Annotated in this window: 19 protein-coding genes and 1 other RNA gene; 11 read left to right on the forward strand and 9 right to left on the reverse strand. The window is 42.3% G+C overall.

Annotated elements, in window-relative coordinates; genetic code table 11:
• Window positions 1-11: 11 nt before the first annotated feature.
• The 4 genes from ABWV72_RS17555 to gcvT all read right to left on the reverse strand — a co-directional run bounded on the left by ABWV72_RS17555 (window position 12) and on the right by gcvT (window position 7082).
• Window positions 12-2216: a hypothetical protein gene (locus tag ABWV72_RS17555; protein WP_353372097.1), complete on the reverse strand. Its 2205-nt coding sequence runs from the start codon at window positions 2214-2216 to the stop codon at window positions 12-14.
• Window positions 2217-2476: 260 nt separating this feature from the next.
• The gene (gene gcvP / locus ABWV72_RS17560; RefSeq protein ID WP_353372099.1) at window positions 2477-5377 is read right to left on the reverse strand and encodes an aminomethyl-transferring glycine dehydrogenase; all 2901 of its coding nucleotides are present in this window, start codon (window positions 5375-5377) and stop codon (window positions 2477-2479) included.
• A gap of 161 nt (window positions 5378-5538) precedes the next feature.
• Window positions 5539-5928: a glycine cleavage system protein GcvH gene (gcvH, locus tag ABWV72_RS17565; protein ID WP_216047182.1), complete on the reverse strand. Its 390-nt coding sequence runs from the start codon at window positions 5926-5928 to the stop codon at window positions 5539-5541.
• Between the two features lie 74 nt (window positions 5929-6002).
• Window positions 6003-7082, reverse strand: a complete 1080-nt coding sequence (gene gcvT, locus ABWV72_RS17570; protein ID WP_353372101.1) for a glycine cleavage system aminomethyltransferase GcvT — start codon at window positions 7080-7082, stop codon at window positions 6003-6005.
• Between the two features lie 154 nt (window positions 7083-7236).
• Between gcvT and ABWV72_RS17575 the strand changes: the two genes are divergently transcribed.
• On the forward strand, window positions 7237-8085 hold the full coding sequence (locus ABWV72_RS17575; RefSeq protein WP_216047184.1) for a LysR family transcriptional regulator: 849 nt from the start codon (window positions 7237-7239) through the stop codon (window positions 8083-8085).
• Between the two features lie 459 nt (window positions 8086-8544).
• Here the strand turns inward: ABWV72_RS17575 and ABWV72_RS17580 are convergent, their stop codons facing one another.
• Entirely contained in the window at window positions 8545-9825 is a 1281-nt protein-coding gene (locus tag ABWV72_RS17580; protein ID WP_353372104.1) for a M24 family metallopeptidase, read from the reverse strand.
• A 253-nt stretch (window positions 9826-10078) separates the two neighbouring features.
• Between ABWV72_RS17580 and ABWV72_RS17585 the strand changes: the two genes are divergently transcribed.
• Window positions 10079-11278, forward strand: a complete 1200-nt coding sequence (locus tag ABWV72_RS17585; RefSeq protein ID WP_353372106.1) for a hypothetical protein — start codon at window positions 10079-10081, stop codon at window positions 11276-11278.
• A 35-nt stretch (window positions 11279-11313) separates the two neighbouring features.
• On the opposite strand, the gene ABWV72_RS17590 is transcribed toward ABWV72_RS17585, so the two are convergent.
• Genes ABWV72_RS17590 through ABWV72_RS17605 form a run of 4 tightly spaced genes read right to left on the reverse strand, consistent with a single transcriptional unit; the run spans window position 11314 to window position 15689 of the window.
• Window positions 11314-12543, reverse strand: coding sequence for an FAD-dependent oxidoreductase (locus tag ABWV72_RS17590; protein ID WP_353372108.1), 1230 nt, complete (start codon window positions 12541-12543; stop codon window positions 11314-11316).
• Complete coding sequence (gene ubiH, locus ABWV72_RS17595) at window positions 12530-13795, reverse strand: 2-octaprenyl-6-methoxyphenyl hydroxylase (RefSeq protein ID WP_353372110.1); 1266 nt, start codon at window positions 13793-13795, stop codon at window positions 12530-12532. Before ubiH ends, ABWV72_RS17590 begins: the two co-directional genes overlap by 14 nt.
• A 5-nt stretch (window positions 13796-13800) precedes the next feature.
• Entirely contained in the window at window positions 13801-15120 is a 1320-nt protein-coding gene (pepP, locus tag ABWV72_RS17600; protein WP_353372112.1) for a Xaa-Pro aminopeptidase, read from the reverse strand.
• On the reverse strand, window positions 15120-15689 hold the full coding sequence (locus ABWV72_RS17605; RefSeq protein ID WP_216047189.1) for a UPF0149 family protein: 570 nt from the start codon (window positions 15687-15689) through the stop codon (window positions 15120-15122). Before ABWV72_RS17605 ends, pepP begins: the two co-directional genes overlap by 1 nt.
• A 241-nt stretch (window positions 15690-15930) precedes the next feature.
• Between ABWV72_RS17605 and ssrS the strand changes: the two genes are divergently transcribed.
• The 9 genes from ssrS to ABWV72_RS17650 all read left to right on the forward strand — a co-directional run bounded on the left by ssrS (window position 15931) and on the right by ABWV72_RS17650 (window position 23930).
• Window positions 15931-16112, forward strand: a non-coding RNA gene (ssrS, locus tag ABWV72_RS17610) — 6S RNA.
• A 264-nt stretch (window positions 16113-16376) separates the two neighbouring features.
• On the forward strand, window positions 16377-16802 hold the full coding sequence (locus ABWV72_RS17615) for a hypothetical protein (RefSeq protein ID WP_342804992.1): 426 nt from the start codon (window positions 16377-16379) through the stop codon (window positions 16800-16802).
• A gap of 171 nt (window positions 16803-16973) precedes the next feature.
• Entirely contained in the window at window positions 16974-17870 is an 897-nt protein-coding gene (locus ABWV72_RS17620) for a ribokinase (RefSeq protein ID WP_216047192.1), read from the forward strand.
• A gap of 30 nt (window positions 17871-17900) precedes the next feature.
• A complete protein-coding gene (locus ABWV72_RS17625) occupies window positions 17901-18842 on the forward strand; it encodes a nucleoside hydrolase (protein ID WP_216047193.1) in 942 nt (313 codons plus the stop codon).
• Between the two features lie 224 nt (window positions 18843-19066).
• Window positions 19067-19651 carry a 5-formyltetrahydrofolate cyclo-ligase gene (locus tag ABWV72_RS17630; protein WP_342804993.1) on the forward strand — a complete coding sequence of 195 codons (585 nt, stop codon included), beginning with the start codon at window positions 19067-19069 and terminating at the stop codon, window positions 19649-19651.
• A gap of 111 nt (window positions 19652-19762) precedes the next feature.
• Window positions 19763-20419 (forward strand): ribose-5-phosphate isomerase RpiA, encoded by a 657-nt coding sequence (gene rpiA / locus ABWV72_RS17635; RefSeq protein ID WP_353372116.1) that lies wholly within the window; start codon window positions 19763-19765, stop codon window positions 20417-20419.
• 124 nt (window positions 20420-20543) lie between these two features.
• Complete coding sequence (gene serA, locus ABWV72_RS17640; RefSeq protein WP_216047196.1) at window positions 20544-21773, forward strand: phosphoglycerate dehydrogenase; 1230 nt, start codon at window positions 20544-20546, stop codon at window positions 21771-21773.
• A 232-nt stretch (window positions 21774-22005) separates the two neighbouring features.
• A complete protein-coding gene (locus ABWV72_RS17645) occupies window positions 22006-22650 on the forward strand; it encodes a methylamine utilization protein (protein WP_342804994.1) in 645 nt (214 codons plus the stop codon).
• Between the two features lie 146 nt (window positions 22651-22796).
• On the forward strand, window positions 22797-23930 hold the full coding sequence (locus ABWV72_RS17650; RefSeq protein ID WP_353372119.1) for a hypothetical protein: 1134 nt from the start codon (window positions 22797-22799) through the stop codon (window positions 23928-23930).
• Window positions 23931-23936 lie beyond the last annotated feature (6 nt).

Below are 23936 nucleotides of genomic sequence, written 5' to 3' on the forward strand. Positions count from 1 at the left end.
ATTAAGACCATTTAAAAATCCATCTCAAGCACATCCTTAACAAAAAGTTCAGAATTGCCGCTCGACAAGACTCTTTCTCCGTTGTATTTGAATTCTCTGAATGCTCTTAAAATTTCAGTCTCCCGCCTTCTGGCGTAAACTCCAACTTCATAACGCCATAAACGCACTACTTTTATTTTTTCGAGATCAAAGTTCGTAAAGCGCTCATTTACCGTGCGATTAGTAATGCCAATTTTGTATATGTACTCGCGGGGTGAAAACTCAACTCTAAGATAGTATAAAATTCCAGATTTCGTGCTATCAAATCCTGTTATTGCGCAGCCGGGGCAGCCAGTTCCTGCCCAATAAGTACTGGGAGAAGTCCAGTTTTCACCATGTTTTGAACATCTATGAAGCCGCGGAATCAAAGCACCTTCATAGTTGCCGACCGGCGGGTAATATTTGAAATTTGGAGAACTTGAGTCTCTAAGTGTGATTTCTTCAAAAGTAAGAATACGACCTTCCGCATTCCTTTTAATACCACAGATTTTGCAGCCAGTTCCCGACCAGAAACTACATGGTGCAGTCCAGTTTTCTCCATGGTCGGCACACTTATGAAGACGAGGTGTCAATGCATTCGTGTACCCTCCAACCGGCGGGTATTCACTAAAGTATGTTGATGCAATATCTTTTTCTCTAATCTGCTCACTTGAGAATACATGTAATAATGCGATTCGTTTTTCTGCACATTTTGGGCACCCTACGTCTTTTTTCCAATAGTTGTAAGGAGACATCATGCCTGTAAAGTTGCAATTTGGTGTGGTACACATATGTTTGCGTTTTACATCTATTCCTAAGTATTTCTGGCCATTTATCGGCGGGTAAGTAGTTGCGTGAAGTGCTTCGCTGTCTCTTCTAAAAGCCTCTTTCTCACCTATTTGGAAGTTGCAGTTATTGCAACCAGTTCCGCTCCAAAAAAGATTAGGTGTCATTATGCCTAAGTGGCCACATTCATTGCACTCATGAAGACGATGAATGTTTGTTCCTTCAAATCCAGTTTGAGGTGGGAAAGTGCTGAAATGAGTAGATTTACGATCTCTTTCTTTGACTATTTGAGCCGAAAGCTTTCGACTATTGCATTTAGGACACCCTTTTTTCTGTTGCCAAAATTCTTTTGGTGTCAATTCCCCCAAATGACCACACGCCTTACACTCGTGGATCCGAAAAGTATGATTGTTGAAGTATTCTTCACACTCAGCAGGAGGATATGATTCGGCATACTTTGCGTTTTCATCGCGCTCTAGGACAGTCTCAAGTGCTAAAGTAGATCTTCTTTTTCTTGAAGTTACTTTTCTCTCTTGTTTTGAACATATAGGGCATCCACCGCCACGCCAAAATTGATCTGGTGTCATTTTTTTTTCAATATGGCAGATTAAGCAGCTATGCTTTCGATGAATTTTTATCGCATCATAAGGTCCTACAGGAGGAAAGGTCAGATAGTGCAAAGCGTTTGAGTCTTTATGCGCAACAATTTCGGGATCTAATTTCTGACGCAGTACTTGTATAACCTTACTGCATTTGGGGCAACCTGTATCAGATCTCCAATAGCTAGCTGGCGTCAGCCTTCCCTTGTAGCCACAAACCCTGCACTCGTGAAGTCTTTTGGTGTGCAATCCATGATACAAATCTAGCGGACAATAGGTGTCAGCATACTTTGCGTTCTTATCGCGATTCGATATTTCATCCGATGTTAGCTTTCGTTGGTCACCTCGACTAGCCTTAGCACATTCTGGACAACCTGTACCATTGCTCCAATACGCTGATGGGGCCAAATACCCTTTATACCCGCACTCTGAGCAGCGATGTAATCTCTTAGTGTGATTTCCCGAGTATTTTCCTACAGGAACATAAGATTTTGATTTGGCAGCACGGTCCCGTTCTTCTACTTCTTTTTGTGTTAATGACTTTGAAACTCCGCGTCTACTTGGTCCGCATTTAGGGCAGCCTCTTCCAGAACCCCAATACTTGTGAGGTGTTAAATTTCCTTTATGCCCACAATCCGCGCAATGATGAATACGAGCAACAGTTACTCCTTCAAATGGAGTAGTAGGTTTGTAATTTTTTGCTGTAGCTTGCGAGTCTCTGCTCGCTGCCACCTCTGAGGTGATCCGCATTAACAGGCTTTTTGGACTAAGTTTATAAGGTAAATAATTTTCATCGCATAATAAATTCCGCATCAATGTTCTGCGATTTAGTAGGTTCGATTCAGTTTAAATTTATTTGATATTATCTTCCCATGTACAAACGATATCAACCCTTACCAGCGCTGTCGTAAAAACTGTGAAATATTCGATAGTATATAGATCCCTTAAATCAGACATAAAATAAAGAAAAGCCCACATCAAAGTGGGCTTTTAGCATCCTCGTAAACATCTTATTTACTGTAAACGTCTTATTTAATCCCCGTAAACACTTTATTTACTGAAAACAAAAAAAATCAATCTTCCATATAGGTCTCAATGCTTGGGCATGAGCAGATCAAGTTACGATCGCCATATACGTCGTCGATGCGGTTAACGCTTGGCCAAAATTTATTTCTAGCCACTGACGGCACTGGGTATGCGGCAGTTTGTCGGTCGTAGGCACGATTCCAGTCGCTGTCGCAGATGTCGTCTAGGGTGTGTGGAGCGTTGTGTAATGGGTTGTCGGTTGCATCCCATTCGCCGCTTTCCACTTTTGCCATTTCAGCGCGTATGCAGATCATGGCTTCGATGAAGCGGTCTAGTTCTGCTTTTGCTTCAGATTCTGTTGGTTCGATCATCAGCGTACCAGCTACTGGGAAGCTCATAGTTGGCGCGTGGAAACCGTAGTCGTTTAGGCGTTTAGCCACATCCATTTCAGTTACACCTGAGGTTTCCTTAGCTGGACGCAGGTCGATAATACATTCGTGAGCAACACGATTGTTACGACCTTTGTAAAGCACCGGATAATGCCCTTCGAGTTTCTGGGCTACGTAGTTGGCATTTAGCATTGCCACTTCGGTGGCTTTTTTGAGGCCTTCGCTGCCCATCATTTTGATGTACATATAGCTGATTGGCAGAATCGATGCACTTCCCCACGGCGCGGCTGAAACAGCGCCGTTTCCAGCAGTGGTATTACCGGTATCGACTACTTTGTGATTCGGCAAAAATGGGGCTAAGTGGGCTTTTACGCCGATAGGTCCCATACCTGGGCCACCGCCACCGTGTGGAATACAGAAGGTTTTGTGCAAGTTTAAGTGCGACACATCACCACCAATTAATCCAGGTGAGGTTACCCCAACTTGGGCGTTCATATTGGCACCGTCCATGTAAACCTGACCACCAAACTCGTGCACAATGTCGCACATTTCTTTGATGGTTTCTTCGTAAACACCGTGCGTAGATGGGTAGGTGATCATTGCACAGGACAGATTTTCAGCCACTTCTTCGGCTTTCTTGCGCAAGTCAGCTAAATCGACATTACCGTTTTTATCGCAGTTAACCACCACTACTTTCAAGCTCACCATTTGCGCTGAAGCAGGGTTAGTTCCGTGGGCTGAGCTTGGGATTAAACATACGTTTCTGTGCCCTTCCCCACGACTTTCATGGTAATTTTTGATGGCGATTAGGCCAGCATATTCACCTTGCGCACCAGAGTTAGGTTGCATCGACATCGCATCGTACCCGGTGATGTTAATTAACCAATCGCTCAGTTCGTCAATCATCTGCTTGTAACCTTGCGCCTGTTCAATTGGCGCAAATGGATGCAGTTTGCCAAATTCTGGCCAAGTTACCGGGATCATTTCCGCAGTCGCATTCAATTTCATGGTACATGAACCAAGGCTTATCATTGAATGGTTTAAGGCTAAATCTTTGTCTTCCAAAGATTTAATATAACGCAACATTTCGGTTTCTGAGTGATAAGAGTTAAACACTGGGTTAGTTAAAATCTCATCAGTGCGCAGTAAATGCGTGGGTAATGATTTCGAACCTTGGGTGGTAATTTCTGCGTCCATCATTTCAATATTGAAACCATGAGTATCACCACAGAATAAATCGATAAGCGCTTTTAAGTCGTGACGGGTGGTGGTTTCATCAACAGAAATTCCCACTTCGTTTGCAGCTAGATCTGAACGTAAATTCATACCCGCTTGTGCAGCACGAGCAATAAGGGCGTCTTTGTCTTCAACTAACACAGTGATGGTGTCGAACCAGCTATTATGCTTTAACGCATAACCATGACGGGTCAATGCTGCAGCTAATAAATCGGCAAAACGATTAATCCGAGTGGCAATGGTTTTCAGACCTTTAGGACCATGATAAACCGCGTAGAACGAGGCCATGTTTGCAAGCAATACTTGAGCTGTACAAATGTTTGAGTTAGCTTTTTCGCGGCGAATATGTTGTTCACGGGTTTGCAACGCCATGCGCAGTGCAGGACGTCCGCGAGTATCTTTAGATACACCAATGATGCGGCCAGGTAGCGAGCGTTTATAAGCATCGCGAGTGGCAAAAAAGGCGGCATGTGGACCACCGTAGCCCATTGGAACGCCAAAGCGTTGAGCAGAACCTAGAACAACATCCGCGCCCATATCACCAGGCGACTTTAGTAAGACTAAGCTCATAATGTCTGCGGCTACCGAGACTATCGCTTTGTTGTCATGCAGGGCGCTGATGATATCGGTCAGATCTTTGACTTCACCAGTAGTGCCTGGGTATTGCAACAAGGCGCCGAATATATCGTGAGAAACGGCCTCTGAGTCTTTGCCAACGATAACATCAAATCCGAACATTTCTGCACGGGTTTTAATCACATCCAATGTTTGTGGATGCACGTCGTCTGCCACAAAAAAGCTATTGGCTTTACGGTTTTTAGATACACGCTTAGCAAGCCCCATGGCTTCTGCAGCGGCCGTTGCTTCATCTAATAAAGAGGCAGAAGCAAGTTCTAATCCGGTTAAATCAATTGTCACTTGTTGATAGTTCAACAGCGCCTCTAAACGACCTTGGGCGATTTCAGGCTGATAAGGCGTATATGCCGTGTACCAACCTGGATTTTCCAATACATTACGTAAAATCACATTTGGCGTGATGGTATCGTTATAACCCATGCCGATAAAACTGCGTTTAATCTGATTCTTACTCGCAATTTGCTTGAGCTCTTGTAATGCTTGTACTTCGGTTATGCTGTCGCCAATGTTTAAGGATTCTGGTAAACGGATCCCAGCAGGAACAGTCTGCTTCATCAAGTCGTCTAATGACTCAGCGCCAACAAATTCGAGCATTTCTGCCATTTCGCTTTCGCTTGGGCCAATATGACGCCTTACAAAATCTTCGGTCTGTTCTAACTGAGCGAGTGAAAACGGAGTATTAGCCATGAATGAGTGCCTTTAATTTGAACAATGTGATACTGGAAATAGAAATGCAAAAGCTCTCTATATATTTGAATTCAATACAACTTGTTTGCTATCAATAGATAATACTCGCCACCTGTAATTACGAATAATTACAGTTGCGAGCATTCTACTGATAACGAGTATTAGTCTTCGTCGATACTGTTTGAGTAACCTTCAGCATCTAACAAAGATTCCACTTCAGCTGGATCTTCAGCTTCTATGCGGAACAACCAACCGTCGCCAAAAGCGTCACTATTAACAAGTTCTGGTGTGTTTTCCAAATCTTCGTTAATGGCTACGATCGTTCCTGTGATAGGTGCATAAACATCAGAAGCTGCTTTTACTGACTCAGCTACAGCTACGTCGTCTCCAGCGCCTACCGCGTCGCCAACTTCTGGCAACTCAACAAATACCATATCACCCAAAAGCTCTTGAGCATGCTCGGTGATCCCGACGGTAAAAGTGCCATCACTTTCAGGTCTAACCCATTCGTGAGTTGATGCATAACGTAATTCTGATGGAATGTTGCTCATAATCGTTCCTAAATATTGGTTTTTATTAAACTACTTAATCGAAATTTCATTTAAGGTGATGTTATCTCACCTTTTTAAAGAACACTTTTTCCGTTTCTAACAAAGCTAGGTTTAACGATGTTAACGGTTACCCACTTTTTACGCATTTCTACTTCAGCGGTGGTATCTGCAGTAGCAGGCAATCTTGCCATGGCAATACTATGTCCTAGGGTTGGAGAAAATGTACCGGAAGTAATCACGCCTTCCCCTTCAGACACCTTCACTTTTTGACCTGTGCGCAAAACACCTTTGTCAGTCATCACCAAGCCCACTAACTTCTGAGTGCCTTCAGCCTTCTGTGTTTCAAGTGCTTTACGGCCCATGAAATCACGATCTGCTGGTTCCCAAGTTATAGTCCAAGCCATGTTTGCGGCTAGCGGAGAAATCGTTTCGTCCATGTCTTGGCCATATAAATTCATACCTGCTTCCAAACGCAAGGTATCACGAGCACCTAAGCCGCATGGAGCAACACCAGCTTCGATCAGACGTTGCCAGAAATCACCCGCCATTTCGTTAGGCACCATAATTTCGTAACCCGCTTCGCCAGTATAACCGGTCGTAGCGATAAACAAATCTTCTGCTTGCACACCAAAAAACGGCTTCATTCCAGCAACAGCCTCTTTTTGTGCGTCTGAAAACAAAGTCGCGGCTTTTTGTTTAGCGTTCGGGCCTTGCACAGCGATCATTGCATAATCAGGGATTTCAGTAATAGTAACCTCAAAACCATCAGCTACGCTGTTCAACCAATCCATGTCTTTTTCACGAGTGGCTGAGTTAACAACCAAGCGATAATTTGTTTCGTCGAAGTGATAAACAATCAAATCATCTACCACACCGCCTTCTTCATTTAACATACCGCTGTAAAGGGCTTTACCTTTTTCGGTCAATTTGGCTACATCATTAGCCAATAGTTTGCGTAAATAGCCTTTAGCTTCACTGCCTTTTACATCCACAATCGTCATATGCGACACATCGAACATGCCAGCATCTTTTCTCACTGAATGATGTTCTTCAATTTGTGAACCATAATTAATCGGCATTTCCCAGCCATGGAAGTCCACCATTTTTGCGCCAGCTTCAATATGCTTGGGGTGTAAAACTGTTTTGTTGGTCATTTACCTTCACCTGATTGAGTCACTTAGAATTAGCAGTATAGAAATCACTCGGCGCTGGGACAAATTGATAATTCAAATGCTTACATAATTTTTTTAAATGTATTAAATTACTTAAATTAGTAATCCTAATGAATTTATAAGCTGAATATCTTTTATGAGACAACTGTCTTTAGACCAATTGCGTACTTTTGTAACTGTCGTAGAGCTAGGCGGCTTCGCTAAAGCGGGTGACATGCTGGGCCGTTCGCAGCCGGCAATCAGTTTACAAATTAAGAAATTAGAAGAACAACTTGGACGTCGCCTATTTGATAAAATTGGCCAGCGCCAGTTAGTCAACCAAGATGGTCAGGCGCTATTGCAACAAGCTAGAACCATGCTGAGTATCAACGACGACATATTCCGTCAATTCGAACAATCGTCTTTACGAGGCCGACTGCGACTAGGCATACCTAGCGAATTTGCTACTACCCTACTCCCCAGTATCATCGGAGAATTCAGTAAACAATATCCAGATGTCGCCCTAGAAGTCACCTCTGAACTGAGCCGTAGTTTACTCAATGATAAAAATCACCGTGACTTTGATTTAGTGCTGGCACTAGTGCATCCAGATCAACAAACCGAAGGTGAAGTGGTGTTAGAAGATGAGTTAATTTGGGTGGGCGATGCAAATAAAGCCATAAGCGCTAACAAAGTAGCACTGGTTTTAGCTCCAGATGGCTGTGTTTATCGCTCCCGTGTAATTGAAAAACTTAAACAACAAACCACCAGCTGGCGAATCACCTATACCAATGCCGATCTTTATGGGTTGATAGCAGCAATACAACAAGGTTTAGGCATCACCGCGTTAGCAAGGTCTAGTTTACCCAGTGCCTTACAGGAAATTCGCCATAAGTCGTTGCCACAATTAGGCAAAATCAAAATATGCCTATTCAACCTCGATACCCAACACCCGCAAATTAGTCGCGCCTTAGCCGATTTCATCATGGCCAGGTTGAAATCGTAAGCCCCGCGCAAAATCCACCCTGTAGGCGGTGGCTTTAGCCCCGCGTTAGGGGAATTCCATGGCCTAAAGACCATGCTACAACCTGCGCGAAAACCTCGTTGGGAGGTTAACCATCTCCCATGACCTAAAAACCATGCTACAAATAAGATGATTTCCCCTACCCTGTAGGCGGTGGCTTTAGCCCCGCGTTAGGGGAATTTCATGGCCTAAAGGCCATGCTACAAATAAGATGATTTCCCCTACCCTGTAGGCGGTGGCTTTAGCCCCGCGTTAGGGGAATTTCATGGCCTAAAGACCATGCTACAACCTGCACGGAAACTTTGGTGGGAGGTTAACCACCTTCCATGGCCTAAAGGCCATGCTACAAATAAGATGATTTCCCCTACCCTGTAGGCGGTGGCTTTAGCCCCGCATCATCGGAACATAACAACAGGCTGAAGCCCGTCCTACAGTGGTGGATTAAACCGAAAGCGGGACTAATCGACCTAGTGGTTCGTCTAATGATTTAGGGGGTTCGGTGAACCAATGGGCTTGTTTATCCCCCATGTAAAGACAATCCTCTAAACGCACACCAAACTCGCCGGGGATATAAATTCCGGGCTCATTTGACAAGCACATACCTTTATTTAGTGGCGTTGTTTCACCTTTAACAAAGTTGACACTTTCATGACCTTCCATGCCGATGCCGTGCCCTGTTCGGTGTGACAAACCAGGTAGCTTGTAAAGTGGCCCATAACCTTGTTTTTCGTAATACGCTCTCACCGCGTCGTCCACTTTACCCGCAGCAGTGCCAACTAGAGCGGTTTCGTATGCTATTTGCTGGCCTTTTTTGACCGTTTCCCAAACTGCGCGCTGCTTTTTAGATGCTTCGCCAAAAACCAAGGTTCGACTGATATCTGATTGATAACCATGCACACTGCAACCGCTGTCCATTAAAATGACTGAGCCTTGTTTAATAACCTGCGACTGCCCAGTGCCATGTGGATATGCACTTGCTTCATTAAACAGCGCTAAACACCAAGTATTTGTGCCGCCAAGCTGTGATTGAGTAGCGTCCATCAATTGTTTTACATCGTGTTGCGTCATGCCCAGTTGAAGCTGAGAAAACACATGTTCATAGGCCATCAAGGTCACTTCATTGGCTTTATGCATAAGCGTCAATTCATGTGCAGATTTATACATGCGGCAAGCTAAGGTGACCGGTTCGGCGCTGACGTGATTCATATCAGGTAGCAAAGCCATTACGCCATCAAGGACGAAGTATCTAAGCGTAGACTCAAAACCCAACTTGCCTTTTCTTATGCCTCGGTCTTGCAAAACCTGTTTGATTAGCTCAAAGGGACTTTCATGCTCTTGCCAAACTCGAACATCATCACCAAGTTTTAAAGACTCACGAATACTTGGCTCTTCAAAAAAGGGACAAACAACGGCAATATCACCGCTTTGAGGAATGACAACGCCGGTAAGCCTTTCACTTCGCCACCACTGAATTCCAGTAAAGTAATCCATAGCCGCACCAGGCTCTAGAATAATGGCATCTATTTTTTGTTCTGCCATATGCTTCTGCGCCGCAGCAATACGCAGCTTTCTCTCTTGCACTGAAATCGGTTGAACGTTGCCAGTAACCTTTGACAGTTTGGTTGATGTAACAGGTGATGCCGCGGTCTCCAACGACAAACCATTGAATGCTATAGATGCCATTCCGAAAGAGGATAATTTTAAGAAAGTTCTTTTTTGCACAATGATATAAGCCCAAGACGTTTTTAATTATAATATGTGCAAAAAACACGCAACACAATATTGCTACTCTAGACTTCCTTCAATCTCTATCGCGAAGCCCTGCTATGAAACGTTTAAGGCAAATAACTTATCGAAAAGCATACGGTCTACAATATTTGAAAACGATTCAGTCATGTACAAAGCATAACTTTATCGGCAAACTCAATTAGGTACACCTAAAATTAAAACTAAAAACGTAAAATGGACTTATTTTATGAACACTGATTCAATCTCAAAAACATATGCATTTTTTATTAAAAATACGTTTTTCATTCTTCTGTTAAGCGTATTTTCAAATTTGAGCAACGCCCAACAAATGGGTGGGAACAACGAAAACTCGGTTTTCGCACAACAATCCGCACAGAGCGCCATTAAATTTGCTGAAGCACTGAATAATCACGATATAGATAGTTTAGGAGAAATGACCGACACGAAAAATTTAGGGCAAATTGTTGGCAGTGCGTTATTTTCCAAACAAAGTGAAATAAATGATTTTGTGCGTGGATTTTCGGCGGAACGCACACGGAAAACCTTAATCAATAATCTTTTTGCACAATTTTTCAATGAAGAATCAAGCTCTAGCTTTATACGCATGCTTGACGAGCAAGGTGCCCTGCGCCCCCTTGTCCGCATCGACTACGCGACAGGTGGGCATGAATACCTCATTTTATTTCTCAACGAAGAACAAAAAGTTTTTGATTTCCATATCGCCAGCAAAGGCGCTCAATTTAGTGACTCCTTAACCCAAGCAACGGCATTGATGATATCTACTGATGATTCTTTTTTTGGCAAAATGTTTGGTAAAGAAAAAATTAACAAAGATGTGGTGGAGAAATTCCAACGAATTGGCAGCTTACGTCAATCAGGGCAATTTCTAGAAGCTTATAAATTGCTTTTAAGTATGCCGGAAGATATGAAAAAGCAACGAGTCATGATTGATACTGGTGTTGGCCTTGCGCAAAATATTAATGATCAAGAATATCTCGCACAACTTAGTTTGTTAGACAAATACTTTGGTCACCTACCCTCTACCCAATTTATGCTGCTAGATTATTATGTGATGACCGAGAATAACGTCAAAGTCATGCAAGCGATGGAGAACGTCATTAAACGCTTTGGAATGGATGGAGCCCTTGGCGAGCTGAGTGCAAATTTATATTACAACGCGGGAGAAATGAATGAAGCATTAAAATATGCCTACCTAGGTGTCAATGCTGAGCCAAATTTTGAACCTCCCTACTGGACCTTGTTAACCATTTATAATGAACAACAAAACTACCAAGGAGTAGCTGATACATTGAATCTGATCAGTGAACGATTGTATTACGAATTTACTCCTGAGAGTTTGGGAAGTGAACCCGCGTTTGCCGGATTCCTAGCCTCAGAAGAATACCAAGTGTGGTTACAAAACTAACTAAATAACCGATAAAAACAGCAAATTAATAAGTACTAACTTGCTGAATCTAAGCTGGTATCTATATTTGCCAGCTTAGGTAAATTGCCCTCAATTCCAACTGCTTGTTTAATAATATCGTTTTTTAACGGCGATAACTGATTTGTCGCTGATAACCCTATATCTCTGATCAACTTTTTCACCGGGTTGGCACCACTAAAAAGTCGCTTGAAGCTCTCCATGACGGCAATCATTTGCAGTGCTTCTGATTTACGCCAACGCTCAAATGAACGCAGGTTTTTAGCCAAACCTATATCTTTATTTTGCTGTTGCAATTCAACCAGCACTTCGGCTAATGCAGCTGCATCAGCAATACCTAAGTTTGCGCCCTGCCCTGCTAAAGGATGTATGGTATGAGCAGCATCTCCAATCAAAACAATACGGTCACTCACCCACTTGCGACAATAACGCATTTTTAACGGATAACTGGCTCGTTTACTCACAAGCTTCACTTGTCCTAAACGCGTGTCACTGGCGGCACTCAAGGCATGATTAAATGCTCGATCATCCAATTTTAACAGAGACTCTGCCTTTTCGACTCTTTGTGACCAAACAATTGAGCACAAGTTTTTTTCATACAATGGCAACAACGCCAGAGGTCCGTCAGGGGTAAACACTTGTCGCGCCACATTTTCGTGCGCGAATTCTGTTTCAATAGTGGCAACGATAGCAATCTGATCGTAATCCCAAAAAGTCAGCGGTAAATTTGCCACTTTACGCACCAACGAATTCGCGCCATCAGCACCAACCACTAGTTTACTGCTGACATGATTGCCATTTTCTAGACTAATAAAACTTTCTGATTGACCAATGGAAATATTGGCGATTTTGGCACTAGCCGCAATTTCTACATTCGCGACTTGTTTGAGTTGTTGCATCAAACCTAAGCGGATGGCTTGATTTTCAATAATACTCCCTAGGTGTGTTTGCTGAATATCCGATGCCCAAAAATCAATTTTGGCAAAACTATCCTGTTCCCACACTTGCATGTGTTGATAAGGCTGCAATCGTTGCTCGCAAATGCCTTGCCAAGCCCCTAAATTGCAAAAAATGTTCTGACTAGCAAGATTAATTGCACTTACTCGTAACTCTGGTTCTTGACCCAGAGGCTGATCCGCCGGCTCAGAATCGATAACCACAACACGCAAATCAGTATTCTGCAACGCCAGTGCAGCCGTTAAGCCAATAATGCCTGCGCCAATAATTGCTACGTCATAATTTTGCATGGAGTTTTCCTGATGTGCCGTGAAAGCCCATGGCATGGTGAGCTAAAATTTGTTTTATCCTAGGATGACAATCTAAAATACCAAGGGCTAGATTACGCCCTAAAACTAACGGAGGATAAAGATTAGAAAAAGTATGAACCAATAAATCCGTTGCACTAATTAAGCGGCCTTGGTCATTTTTGCGATTTTGTTGGTAGCGCTGTAGAGTTCGATATTGACCGATATCCAGAGTTTCTTCAGCTAATATAATATGCACAAGTTCATCAACATCTCTTAGCCCCAAGTTCAATCCTTGCCCTGCAATGGGATGTAAGGTTTGGCAAGCATTTCCCAATAACGCGGTGCGATGGTGAATGTGTTGTAACGCTTTACTTTGAATCAATGGAAAAGCACTGCGCCTACCGACGGCTTTTATTTTCCCTAATCGATAACCGAACTCATCTTGTAAACGCGCAATAAACTCCTCATCGCTTAACGCCAATACGTCCTCACATTGCTTTTGCGACAACGTCCAGACTAACGAACTTCGATACGAATCGGCTTGTTGCAATGGAGTCGTTAAAGGTAACAAAGCCAAAGGGCCATATTGGGTAAAACGTTCGAATGCAGTGTTGTTATGGTCTTCATACAGCGCAACATTGGCTACGATCGCTGATTGCTGATAATCTTTGAGCTGAATTTCGATGCCTGATTTTTCGCGAGTTGGGGAATTCCCTCCTTCCGCAATTGCCAATAGCGACGCACTCAATCGTTGTTCATCACCTAGAATTACATCTATCTGCCCCGAAGATTTATGAAGCTGTTCAATTGTTTGACCATAAAAAAAGGTAACTTGTTTTGCGTATCGGTGGATTTCGTTTTGCAATAAATTCACCAACACGGGTAATTCAATCACCTGCCCCAAAGCATCCAGTTGGTATTCTTGCGCAGCTAAGGTACTGCTCCCCAAATGACCTTGATCTGACACATGTATATGCGAAATTGGGCAAGCAAATTCAGATAATCCCGTTAAGCCTAACGCGGTTAACATCTGGTTTGACTGGGCAGAAAGAGCAACACTGCGCAAATCTAAATAGCTTGAATCGTCACCGCTAGAATACTCTGAACGGGGCGTCGCCGCTTCAGGGCTCTGATTAGCCTCTATCAGGGCAACCTTAAGCTGACTTTGTTTCACAATCGCCAACGCTAAGCTAAGACCCACTGCCCCGCCACCAGCGATCACCAAATCAAATGATTGTTCAGCTTTGTTCATTATTGCTAGTTCGCCATCAAATTTTCAATATCTGCAATGGTCTTTGGCACTTTATCGGTTAACACTTCATACCCATCTTCGGTAATCACAATATTATCTTCAATACGAATACCAATGCCTTTCCATTTAGGATCAACCTCAGCCGTTTCAGACACATACAAACCAGGTTCAACAGTCATAACCATGCCAGGTTCAAACTCCCGATCTGCACCTGCCACTTTATAGTTACCCACATCATGTACATCCAAGCCAAGCCAATGTCCAAGTCCATGCATGAAGAACTGACGGTAATTTTGTTGTTCAATGTTGTCTTCTAAGTCACCACTCAACAATCCCAATTCAATTAGTCCCCTCGTGAGGACTTCAATGGCTTTATCAGATGCGGCTTTGAAGGTACTTCCAGGTTTAAACATGGCAAAAGACGCCAATTGTGCATCCAACACCAGTTGATATAACGCTTTTTGTGGTTCGCTAAATCGACCATTTACCGGAAACGTGCGAGTAATGTCCGCTGCATATCCTTGCAATTCAGCACCGGCATCGATCAGCACTAAGGTATTGTCTTGTAGCTCACAATTATTTTCGGTGTAATGCAAAATACACCCATTGTCGCCGCTACCAACAATAGTTGAGTAAGCAGGTGACTTTGCACCATGCATGGCAAAATGGTGATGAATCGTGGCTTCTAAATGAAATTCATTTTTGCCCACTTCGCTGAATTTCATTGCGGCGATATGCGCATCACAAGAAATTTCGGCAGCTTGGCGCATAATTGAAATTTCAAAGTCAGATTTAAATAGGCGCATTTCATGTAGCAGTATGCGAATATCGAATTCGCAACTAGGAGCGATTTTCGATTGTTTTGGCGCATTGCGTAAGTTGACGAGTACTTCATCCATTAACGCATCACTAGGGCCATGATGACCGCGAGCGAAATACAGATTTTCGTGACCATTTAGGTAACTTGTTAAACCTACTAGGATATCGTCTAGGGGGTGAGCTATGTCGACTTCATAATCAGCTGGTGCCGCCTCAGCTCCAATCCGTCTACCTTGCCAAATTTCTGCTAATTCATCTTTAGGTAAACAAAATAAAGCGCTGAATACATCGCCCATCAATGGACTATTACTAATCACTAAATAGGCATCTGCTTCCGGAAAGCCTGACAAATAGTGAAAATCGCTGTCTTGACGAAAAGGAAACTCAGTATCATTGCTGCGGGTTACCATGTTTGCTGCAGGTATGACAGCAATACTGTTTGGCAACATTCGCTCACGTAAAATTTGTCGGCGTTTAGTGCACTCTTTAATTAATTCTGATGACATCAATGTACCGTCTTAGGTTCAGTTTGTGCTTGGTCAGCTGAATGACCCAATTCGTTGAAACATAACATGCAAGAAACTCGAACGTATTCGATGACTTCGAACAAGGCTTTTTCTGCTTCCTCATTTTCTGGCATGGTTTCGTCCATACGAGAAATCTCATAAAAATCTTCTAACGCTTCTTTCACGTCGGCAGAACAGGCAGTTAAATCAGCTTGGTGCAAACCAAACCCCAACATAAAACCTTGAATCCAATTGATTAATGCTTTGCCTCTTTCGTTAATTGGAGCTGAGTCATCGGGCATACATAAGGTTAAAGTGAAATCGGTTTCTAATAACTGTTGGCAGGTATCATTGTAAAGCGCGGTTAATTGCACTTGAACCTCATTAGGTAAAGCGTCACCTTGATTTATTGAATCATTAAGCGCAACTGACCATTCCTGACTTTCTAACGCCATTCCACCCGATAACATACCGCAAAAAATGCCATGTACTTCAGATGCATCAGTGAGAATATTGTGCTGTTCCAATAAAGTAGACAACTCTTCATAATTTAAATGCGATGGATTCAATTTTGTTTCCTTTATTTTCCATTAGTGCCATTTCCACTCAAGAACTGACACAAGATAGGGCTTTGAGATCGTATCACTACCAAAGGTGCCTGCCTAGAGCATGATGAGGCTTTAGTAAAGCTTTGTCATTTTGATAGCGGTGACTGTGTTGAAATTTCGCCATTTAGTGCAGTTTATAAGCAACTAAAAATGAATTACCAGTTTTCGATTTTATTTTAGCGCCGCTATGCTAAAATTCGTAATTCTCCTGGGGTGTTTGCCAGTTCAGTTTTGTCCCTGGCCGATGCTATTTAACCTGGAAATTGATTCCACTACTATTGTGCAAGCTTGGCTAGTATCAAGACGCCTACGGTAGTGATGATGTTTCCGCCCTGAACTTTCGGTTCACGGGCCCACACCGAACAGCGGCATTTTGGGAGATTCTAATTTCATAGGGCGAGGTGTCAATTTATTTGACACCTCGCTTTTTTATGCACCCTCCAAAATTCACAACCCATTGTTTTATAAGAATATAAAAGTTTTCGGTTCATAAATTGCAGGTTATTCTAATACTGTTGATTGGACGGAAAACAGGCGTTATACAAAATACTTCAGGCACACAGGGAATTGGCCGATACAGTGCGCTAACAGTTTCTTAGTGAAAACCACTAAACTTTTAAAATTAACGTTGAAAAGAATAATAATGTGATGAAAGTGCCACCGACTGAACAACAGGCAATGCGTGAAGCTTGTCCTGAATTTTTTGAAGACCTAGACCATCAAATCGAATGGAAGTGGGACGAGCATTTTGGCTGTCTTCTGGCTGAGTTTTCCGTGGACCATGCACAGCACGTTTATTCAATAGCCAAAAAACATTTTCCCCATATTTGGGATAAGAAGCAGTTTAAAAAAGCCAATCCGTTTCTCAAACACCGCGCAGGATTTTTCGGCATTCTCGAGAAAAAACAACAATTGCTTACCAAAGATGACAATGGGCAAAATGACTTAATGCTGTCTTGGTGGCCCTGGGGACACGGTGCGACTATATCTGTTCGTTTGTTTCAAGCTAACGAGCAACCATTTGTGGAAACTCAAGGTTTATTCGACAAAATTGCGTCTATCTTTTCTCGATAGCCTAGCAATCTCGAAGTGCAGAAATTTTCAGCAATAAGTTATCAATAGTTAAAAAATAACCGTTAGGCCGTCAAAGTTGACCAAATGGTCAGGTTAAACTGTTCTTTTTAGCGTTAACTTATGGTACAAACGCATTTCTTTGTAATCTCATAGCGCTAAATTGGAACTTTTATGGCTGTTATTAATTTCGGTTCAATCAATATTGATCATGTTTATCAGGTCGATCATTTTGTTCAACCCGGTGAAACCTTATCCTCAACAGATTATCAACAATTATTAGGCGGCAAGGGAGCAAACCAGTCGATCGCACTAGCGAAAGCGGGTTCCGATGTTAGGCATGTGGGAAAAATTAACGAACATGACGCCCATTTTAAGCAAGCAATGATTAAACAAGGTGTTGACTGCAAATATGTGCAGTGCACCGACTCCCCTACTGGCCATGCAATAATTCAAGTGGCCTCTTCAGGTGAAAATGCCATTGTTTTATTTGGTGGCGCGAACCTTGAAATTGAAAATCAGGATGTTCTCAAAGCCCTTGATGGCGCTGATGAATCTGCTTGGGTACTAACTCAAAATGAAACAAGCTCCATAGACATTGTGTTTCAAGAGGCTAAAAAGTTAGGGTTAAAAGTGGCTTTTAATCCAGCGCCAATGACTGATTCAGTGAAACAGCTCCCCCATGACTGTATCGATCTACTGATTGTTAATGAAGTGGAAGCAGCTGCAATTAGCGGAGTCGACGATATTGATCAAATGGAAGAATATTTCCGTCGCGAATGGTCCCATGCAGAGGTATTAATTACCTTAGGTAAACAAGGAGTGCGATTTGTATTGGCTGAAGAAACCATCACAGTTCCTGCATTCTCGGTTGAAACAGTAGATACGACCGCAGCTGGTGATACGTTTATTGGTTATTTTCTAGCGGCATACAGTCGACGTCATAAACCCAAGGATGCGTTAGTGCGCGCGTGCGCAGCTTCAGCAATAGCAGTGACACGTAGTGGCGCTGCCCAATCAATTCCGAATACTGAAGAGGTTGATCTTTTCCTCAGTCAGCATCAAGCTTAACCACAATTTATCATTAAAGAGAACGATTATATGGCTCATAAAATAATTCTCGATACCGATCCAGGTATTGATGACGCAATGGCAATATTTTTTGCCTTTCAATCTCCTGATATCGAGGTATTGGGATTAACCACAGTATACGGAAACGTACCTGTTACTATGTCGGCTCAAAATGCACTCACGTTATGTGAATTAGCTGATCAAGACATTCCAGTAACCAAGGGTGTGGGTATGCCTTGGGTTGGTCCTGAGTCAGGTTACGCACATTTTGTGCACGGTGATGATGGTTTTGGCAATATCGATTTTCCATCTTCAAAGCGCGAACTCGATCCTCGCAGCTCAGCCCAATATATTGTCGATATGGCTCGTCAACATCCAGGTGAAATCACCTTAGTGGCAATTGGCCCGCTAGGTAATCTGGCCTTAGCATTGCGTTTAGAACCTGAACTCCCCAACTTGGTAAAAGGAGTGGTCATTATGGGTGGCGCTGCTTTTGTGAAGGGTAATGTGACTCCTGTAGCTGAAGCTAACATATGGAACGATGCGTATGCCGCTGAGATAGTGTTTGCAGCGCCATGGGATCTGAAAATGTTTGGTTTGGATGTGACTAATGATGTGCCTTTCACGTTAGATTTTCTTGATGAATTAGAAATCAAAAACCCTAAGCTGGGTGGATTCGTCAAAAAGTCATCTCAGTTCTACGTGGACTTTTATTCACAAGATAGAGACGACCGTGTTTGTTTCTTCCATGATGCGATGCCACTGGCTTATTTAGTAGACCCCAGTTTATTTGAATTTACTCGCGGTCATGCCAGAGTTTCCACTGATCCACTTAACCGCGGACAGACAACAGTAGCACCAGAAGGTAGTACTGCCAGCCCTCTTTGGTTAGACGCCCAGCAAATCGACGTTGCCACCAAAGTTGATCATGATCGACTGCGTAAATTGTACATCGACACCTACTCGCTGTAATCACAATATCCCCTATCGAAAATGGTAATTAAGGTTACCATTTTCGTTTTAAACGCTTAATTTATCGATCTTAAGCTCTGAATACACAACTTCACCTGTGTCTCATCATTTAACTAAATTTAATCCTAAAATTTACTCACCAAGCTGATAGAAAAGAACCGAGTTATTGGTATACTGAACAGATATTGTTGTGCTTAATCTGTGTTTTCAAAGGTGTCTTTGCGTTGTTAGAAAACAAATCCCATTTACGTAAACAATTTCGTCAATTGCGCCGCAACCTATCTGCAGAGCAACAAAAACTAGCTAGTCGAGACGCGCTTCAGACTGTTATCAAACACCAAATACTGGAGCATGCCAATCACATTGCACTTTACCTTGACCAAGACGGAGAGTTGTCTTGTACCGACATTATTGATTGGTGTTGGCAAAATGGTAAAACAACCTATTTACCTGTTTTAGATCCATCCCGTGAGAATTATCTAATATTTATTCGATATGCTGCGGATACTAAAATGCGTAAAAATCGATTTAATATTCCTGAACCAGTTATCTCATCATCACAAGTTAAAGCAGTGCCACAACTCGATTGTATATTTTTACCTTTAGTCGCGTTTGATGAAACTGGCAATAGGTTGGGTATGGGCGGTGGATTTTATGATAGAACACTTGCTGAAATAACCTCCTCTCCGGTAAAACCGCAGCTTATTGGATACGCCCATGACTGTCAGCAAGCGTCCAATTTAAGCACCGAAAGTTGGGATATTCCGGTCCACAAAATAGTCACCCCCAGTCGCGTTATTTCAACCTAAATAACCTCAAATCAAGATATACAGTGTTTGTAGCCGCGTGGGAGCTAAGTGCGGTATACTCTGCGCAGATTTTTTGAATGTATTAAACATTGCCAATGAATAGGATCAAACATGACTCAAGATGAAAAAAAACGAGCCGCTGCCGAAGCCGCGATCAAATTTGTTACTGACGATAGTGTTATTGGTGTAGGCACGGGATCAACCGTGCATTATTTTATAAGCGCACTGGAAAAAGTAAAATACAAGATTAAAGGTGCGGTTTCTAGCTCTGATGATTCAACGGCAAAACTGAAGGCAATGGGAATCGAAGTGTTTGATCTCAACTCAGTAGACAATTTTGACATTTATGTTGATGGGGCAGATGAAATAACCAAACATAAACATATGATCAAAGGCGGTGGTGCAGCGTTAACAAGAGAAAAAATTGTGGCCGCTGTAGCTAAAAAGTTTGTCTGTATTATTGATGACAGCAAACAAGTGCCGGTTTTAGGTGCCTTTCCATTGCCAGTTGAGGTAATCCCGATGGCACGTTCGTTTGTTGCCCGAGAATTAGTAAAATTAGGTGGCGATCCTGAATACCGTCAAGGTGTGATTACCGACAATGGTAATGTCATTCTTGATGTGCACAATTTAAAAATTCTTAATCCAGTTGAATTGGAAAAACAAATTAATCAGATTCCAGGGGTTGTCACCAATGGACTGTTCGCCATGCGTGCAGCAGATATCGTATTAGTCGCCACAGACACCGAAGTAATTGAGATTGATTAGACCAAATAAATATAACAGGCTCTTTCTTATTTGAAAAAGTTCTGGTATTTTTCACATTCAAATAGACGTCCAGATGTCTCTTAATTCGGATATCTTTAACTAACGATCATGTACGGGAACATTAATGAGCAAAGTATCACTGCCCAAAGAAAAAATTAAGATATTGTTGCTTGAGGGTTTACACCAAAGTTCAGTGGAAACCCTTGAAGCCAATGGCTATACCAATATTGAATATATTAAGACGTCGTTATCGGAAGAAGAGTTAATCGAAAAGATTGCAGATGTTCACTTTATTGGTATTCGTTCTCGTACACAGCTCACTGCAAATGTTATAGATGCTGCACAAAAACTCGTAGCGGTTGGTTGTTTTTGTATTGGTACTAATCAAGTCGACCTTAAAGCAACACAAAAACGCGGTATTCCGGTGTTCAATGCGCCCTTCTCTAACACCCGTTCAGTTGCAGAGTTGGCCCTAGGCCAAATCATTTTATTACTTCGTGGTGTACCAAGTAAAAATGCCAAAGCCCATCGCGGTGTATGGGAAAAAAGCGCAGTAGGATCATATGAAGCGCGAGGCAAAACCTTAGGTATTATTGGTTATGGCCACATTGGTACTCAGCTAAGCATCTTGGCAGAGCACTTAGGTATGCGAGTCCAGTTTTTTGATATAGAAGATAAATTGGTTTTGGGTAACTCAACTCAAGTTAAAACCCTTAAGCAATTACTCAGTACTTCAGATGTTGTTTCTTTGCATGTGCCTGAAACTGAACAGACGCAAAATATGATTGGCAAAAAAGAACTGGCGATGATGAAAGATGGCGCTATCTTAATGAATGCTGCCAGAGGCACCGTAATTGATATTGATGCATTGGCAGAAGCCATGGAATCAGGCAAGTTGAACGGCGCTGCTATTGATGTTTTCCCAGTAGAGCCAAAATCAAATGACGAAGAGTTTGTTTCGCCTTTGAGAAAATTTGATAACGTGATTCTTACTCCTCACGTAGGTGGAAGTACCCAAGAAGCACAACAAAATATCGGTATTGAAGTTGCGGGTAAATTGGCCAAATACAGTGACAACGGGTCGACGCTTTCAGCGGTTAACTTCCCTGAAGTATCCTTGCCATCACATATAAATCGTTCTCGTTTATTACACATCCACGTCAATGCGCCTGGTGTTTTAACTCAGATCAACCAAGCATTTGCAGCTCACAACATTAATATCGCTGCACAATATCTACAAACAAATGAAAATATTGGTTATGTGGTAATTGACGTTGAGACAGACGATGCGAAAGAAGCATTTGAGCAACTCACTAAAATCGACGGGACAATTAAAACTCGTATTTTACACTAATCGTTTAACACTTCCCGATAGCCACTCTATCGGGAAGTGCTGTTTATTTTATGCGCCATTCAACGTCACCTTAAACGGGTTTCATTTGCCCCTCATAACTGAACAACCAATCAAGCCATCAATTAAAATGTAACCTTGCCCATAACAAGGTATATTAATAAGAAATTTATTGGTTAAAAACTCGTTCTACTGGTATTAATTATAATGCCAACGAGATTTGGGAAGTACTTAGATGCATAAGATATTCTGGGTTTGCACTGTGTTTGTTAGCCTTAAAGCGTTCGCGATACCGGTAACAATTGACGTTGTGAGTCATAACAATACCCCTGTTTTCCAAACTGTCGTTTACCTAGAGCCTGAAGACGATGTTGCGGTTGCTGAAATTAGCAAAGATATTGCGGTCATGGATCAAGTAGACCGTCAATTTATGCCACACATTTTAGCGGTTCAAAAAGGCAGTAAAGTAGTATTTCCTAATTCTGATTCAATCAAACACCATGTTTACTCCTTTTCTCCAGCTAAACAATTTGAATTAAAGTTGTATAAAGGATCAAACGCCGACCCATTGCTATTTGAGAATCAAGGTGAAGTAGAACTCGGTTGTAATGTTCATGATTGGATGCTTGCTTATATTTGGGTGGTAGATACGCCTTATTTTGCAAAAACCAGTCAAGATGGAAAAGTAACAATAGACGTTCCTAAAGGTCATTACAAAGTCAAAATTTGGCATCCTAGAATTCAAGATGATTTCGACGCTTTGACCCAAATGATTAATGTTGATGCTCCAACTAGTGCGCGCTTTTCTCTAAAAGAAAAGCTATTACAAGACCTTAGTTTTTATGAGCAACAAGCAGATAAACTAACCGATTACGAATAGAGTGTAATGCTAATCAACATGGAACTTTGCTATTGATAGTTAAAAATTACCTTTTGTGCAAAACGTTGATTGCCAACTTTGTGTTTAGCTTGTTGGTATGTATAAGTGTTGTAACACCAGCCGTGGCAAATCAGATTGGCGGCCTAATGCAAATTTACCTTGCTGATGCTGACAGTTGGCAATCGTACCAACATCAAGGTACCGGTATTCTTCGTCACGATGAAAGTAAATTAGGTATTCAACAAGCTCTGTTGCACACAAATTTAGACATAACCTCCAGCGTAAGTGTAGATGCCGTGGCGAATTATTATGCTGACGGTGAACAACATTTCGGGTTTTCTCAAGCGTTTTTAAACTATAAACCTTTAAGCCCTGAAAAAATCAAATTCAAAGGGCGAGCTGGCTTTTTTTACCCACGCTTGTCATTGGAAAATGTCGATGCAGGCTGGCTATCTCCCTACACCTATACCCAATCGGCAATCAATAGCTGGGTAGGAGAAGAAATGCGAACGCTAGGTCTAGAGCTATCATTTTATAGCCCTGGCAGAGCAAGAAGAAGCCCTTGGACGTGGGAGATTGTTGCGGCGACTTTCAAAGGTAATGATCCTCTTGGTACCTTAATAAGTTGGCGCGGCTTTGCGATGCACGACCGACAGTCTCTTAACAATGACAGAGTCAACTTTGCAGCCTACCCGACGGTGATTGATACTGACTTTATATTTCATCCTGACTATGTAGAACCTTTCCATGAACTAGACCGACGTTGGGGGTTTTATACAGGCTTGCATCTGAGCTATTTCAACCAATCAAGCTTTCGTTATTATTATTACGATAATCAAGCTGATCCGTTAGCGGTTAACAGTCAACGACTTTATGGTTGGCGCACTAAATTCCATTCGTTTTCCATGCAACATAAATTAGACGCCAATACACGGCTGATTAGCCAAATTATAACCGGCAGTACTGTAATGGGCGTTAAGTATGTTTACGTGGATTTTGATGCTTGGTATTTAATGCTTAGCCATACAGTATCACAGCACCGAATAAGCCTGCGTTATGACAGGTTTATAGTATCTGAAGATGATGTTTTCCCCACCGACATGAATAACAGTGATGGCTACGGGCTAACTTTAGCTTGGCGCTACGATATTGATGAAAATTGGCAGTTAGGTATAGAGCAGCATTTCAACAAGAATACAGCACAAAACAGAGCCCAATTAGACCTTCCGATAGATGCAAATCAGCAGCAAACTCTATTGGTGGCGCAATTTCGTTGGTAAACGCCT

This window comes from Aliiglaciecola sp. NS0011-25 (genome assembly GCF_040370605.1).
In the GTDB taxonomy this organism is placed as follows: domain Bacteria; phylum Pseudomonadota; class Gammaproteobacteria; order Enterobacterales; family Alteromonadaceae; genus Aliiglaciecola; species Aliiglaciecola lipolytica_A.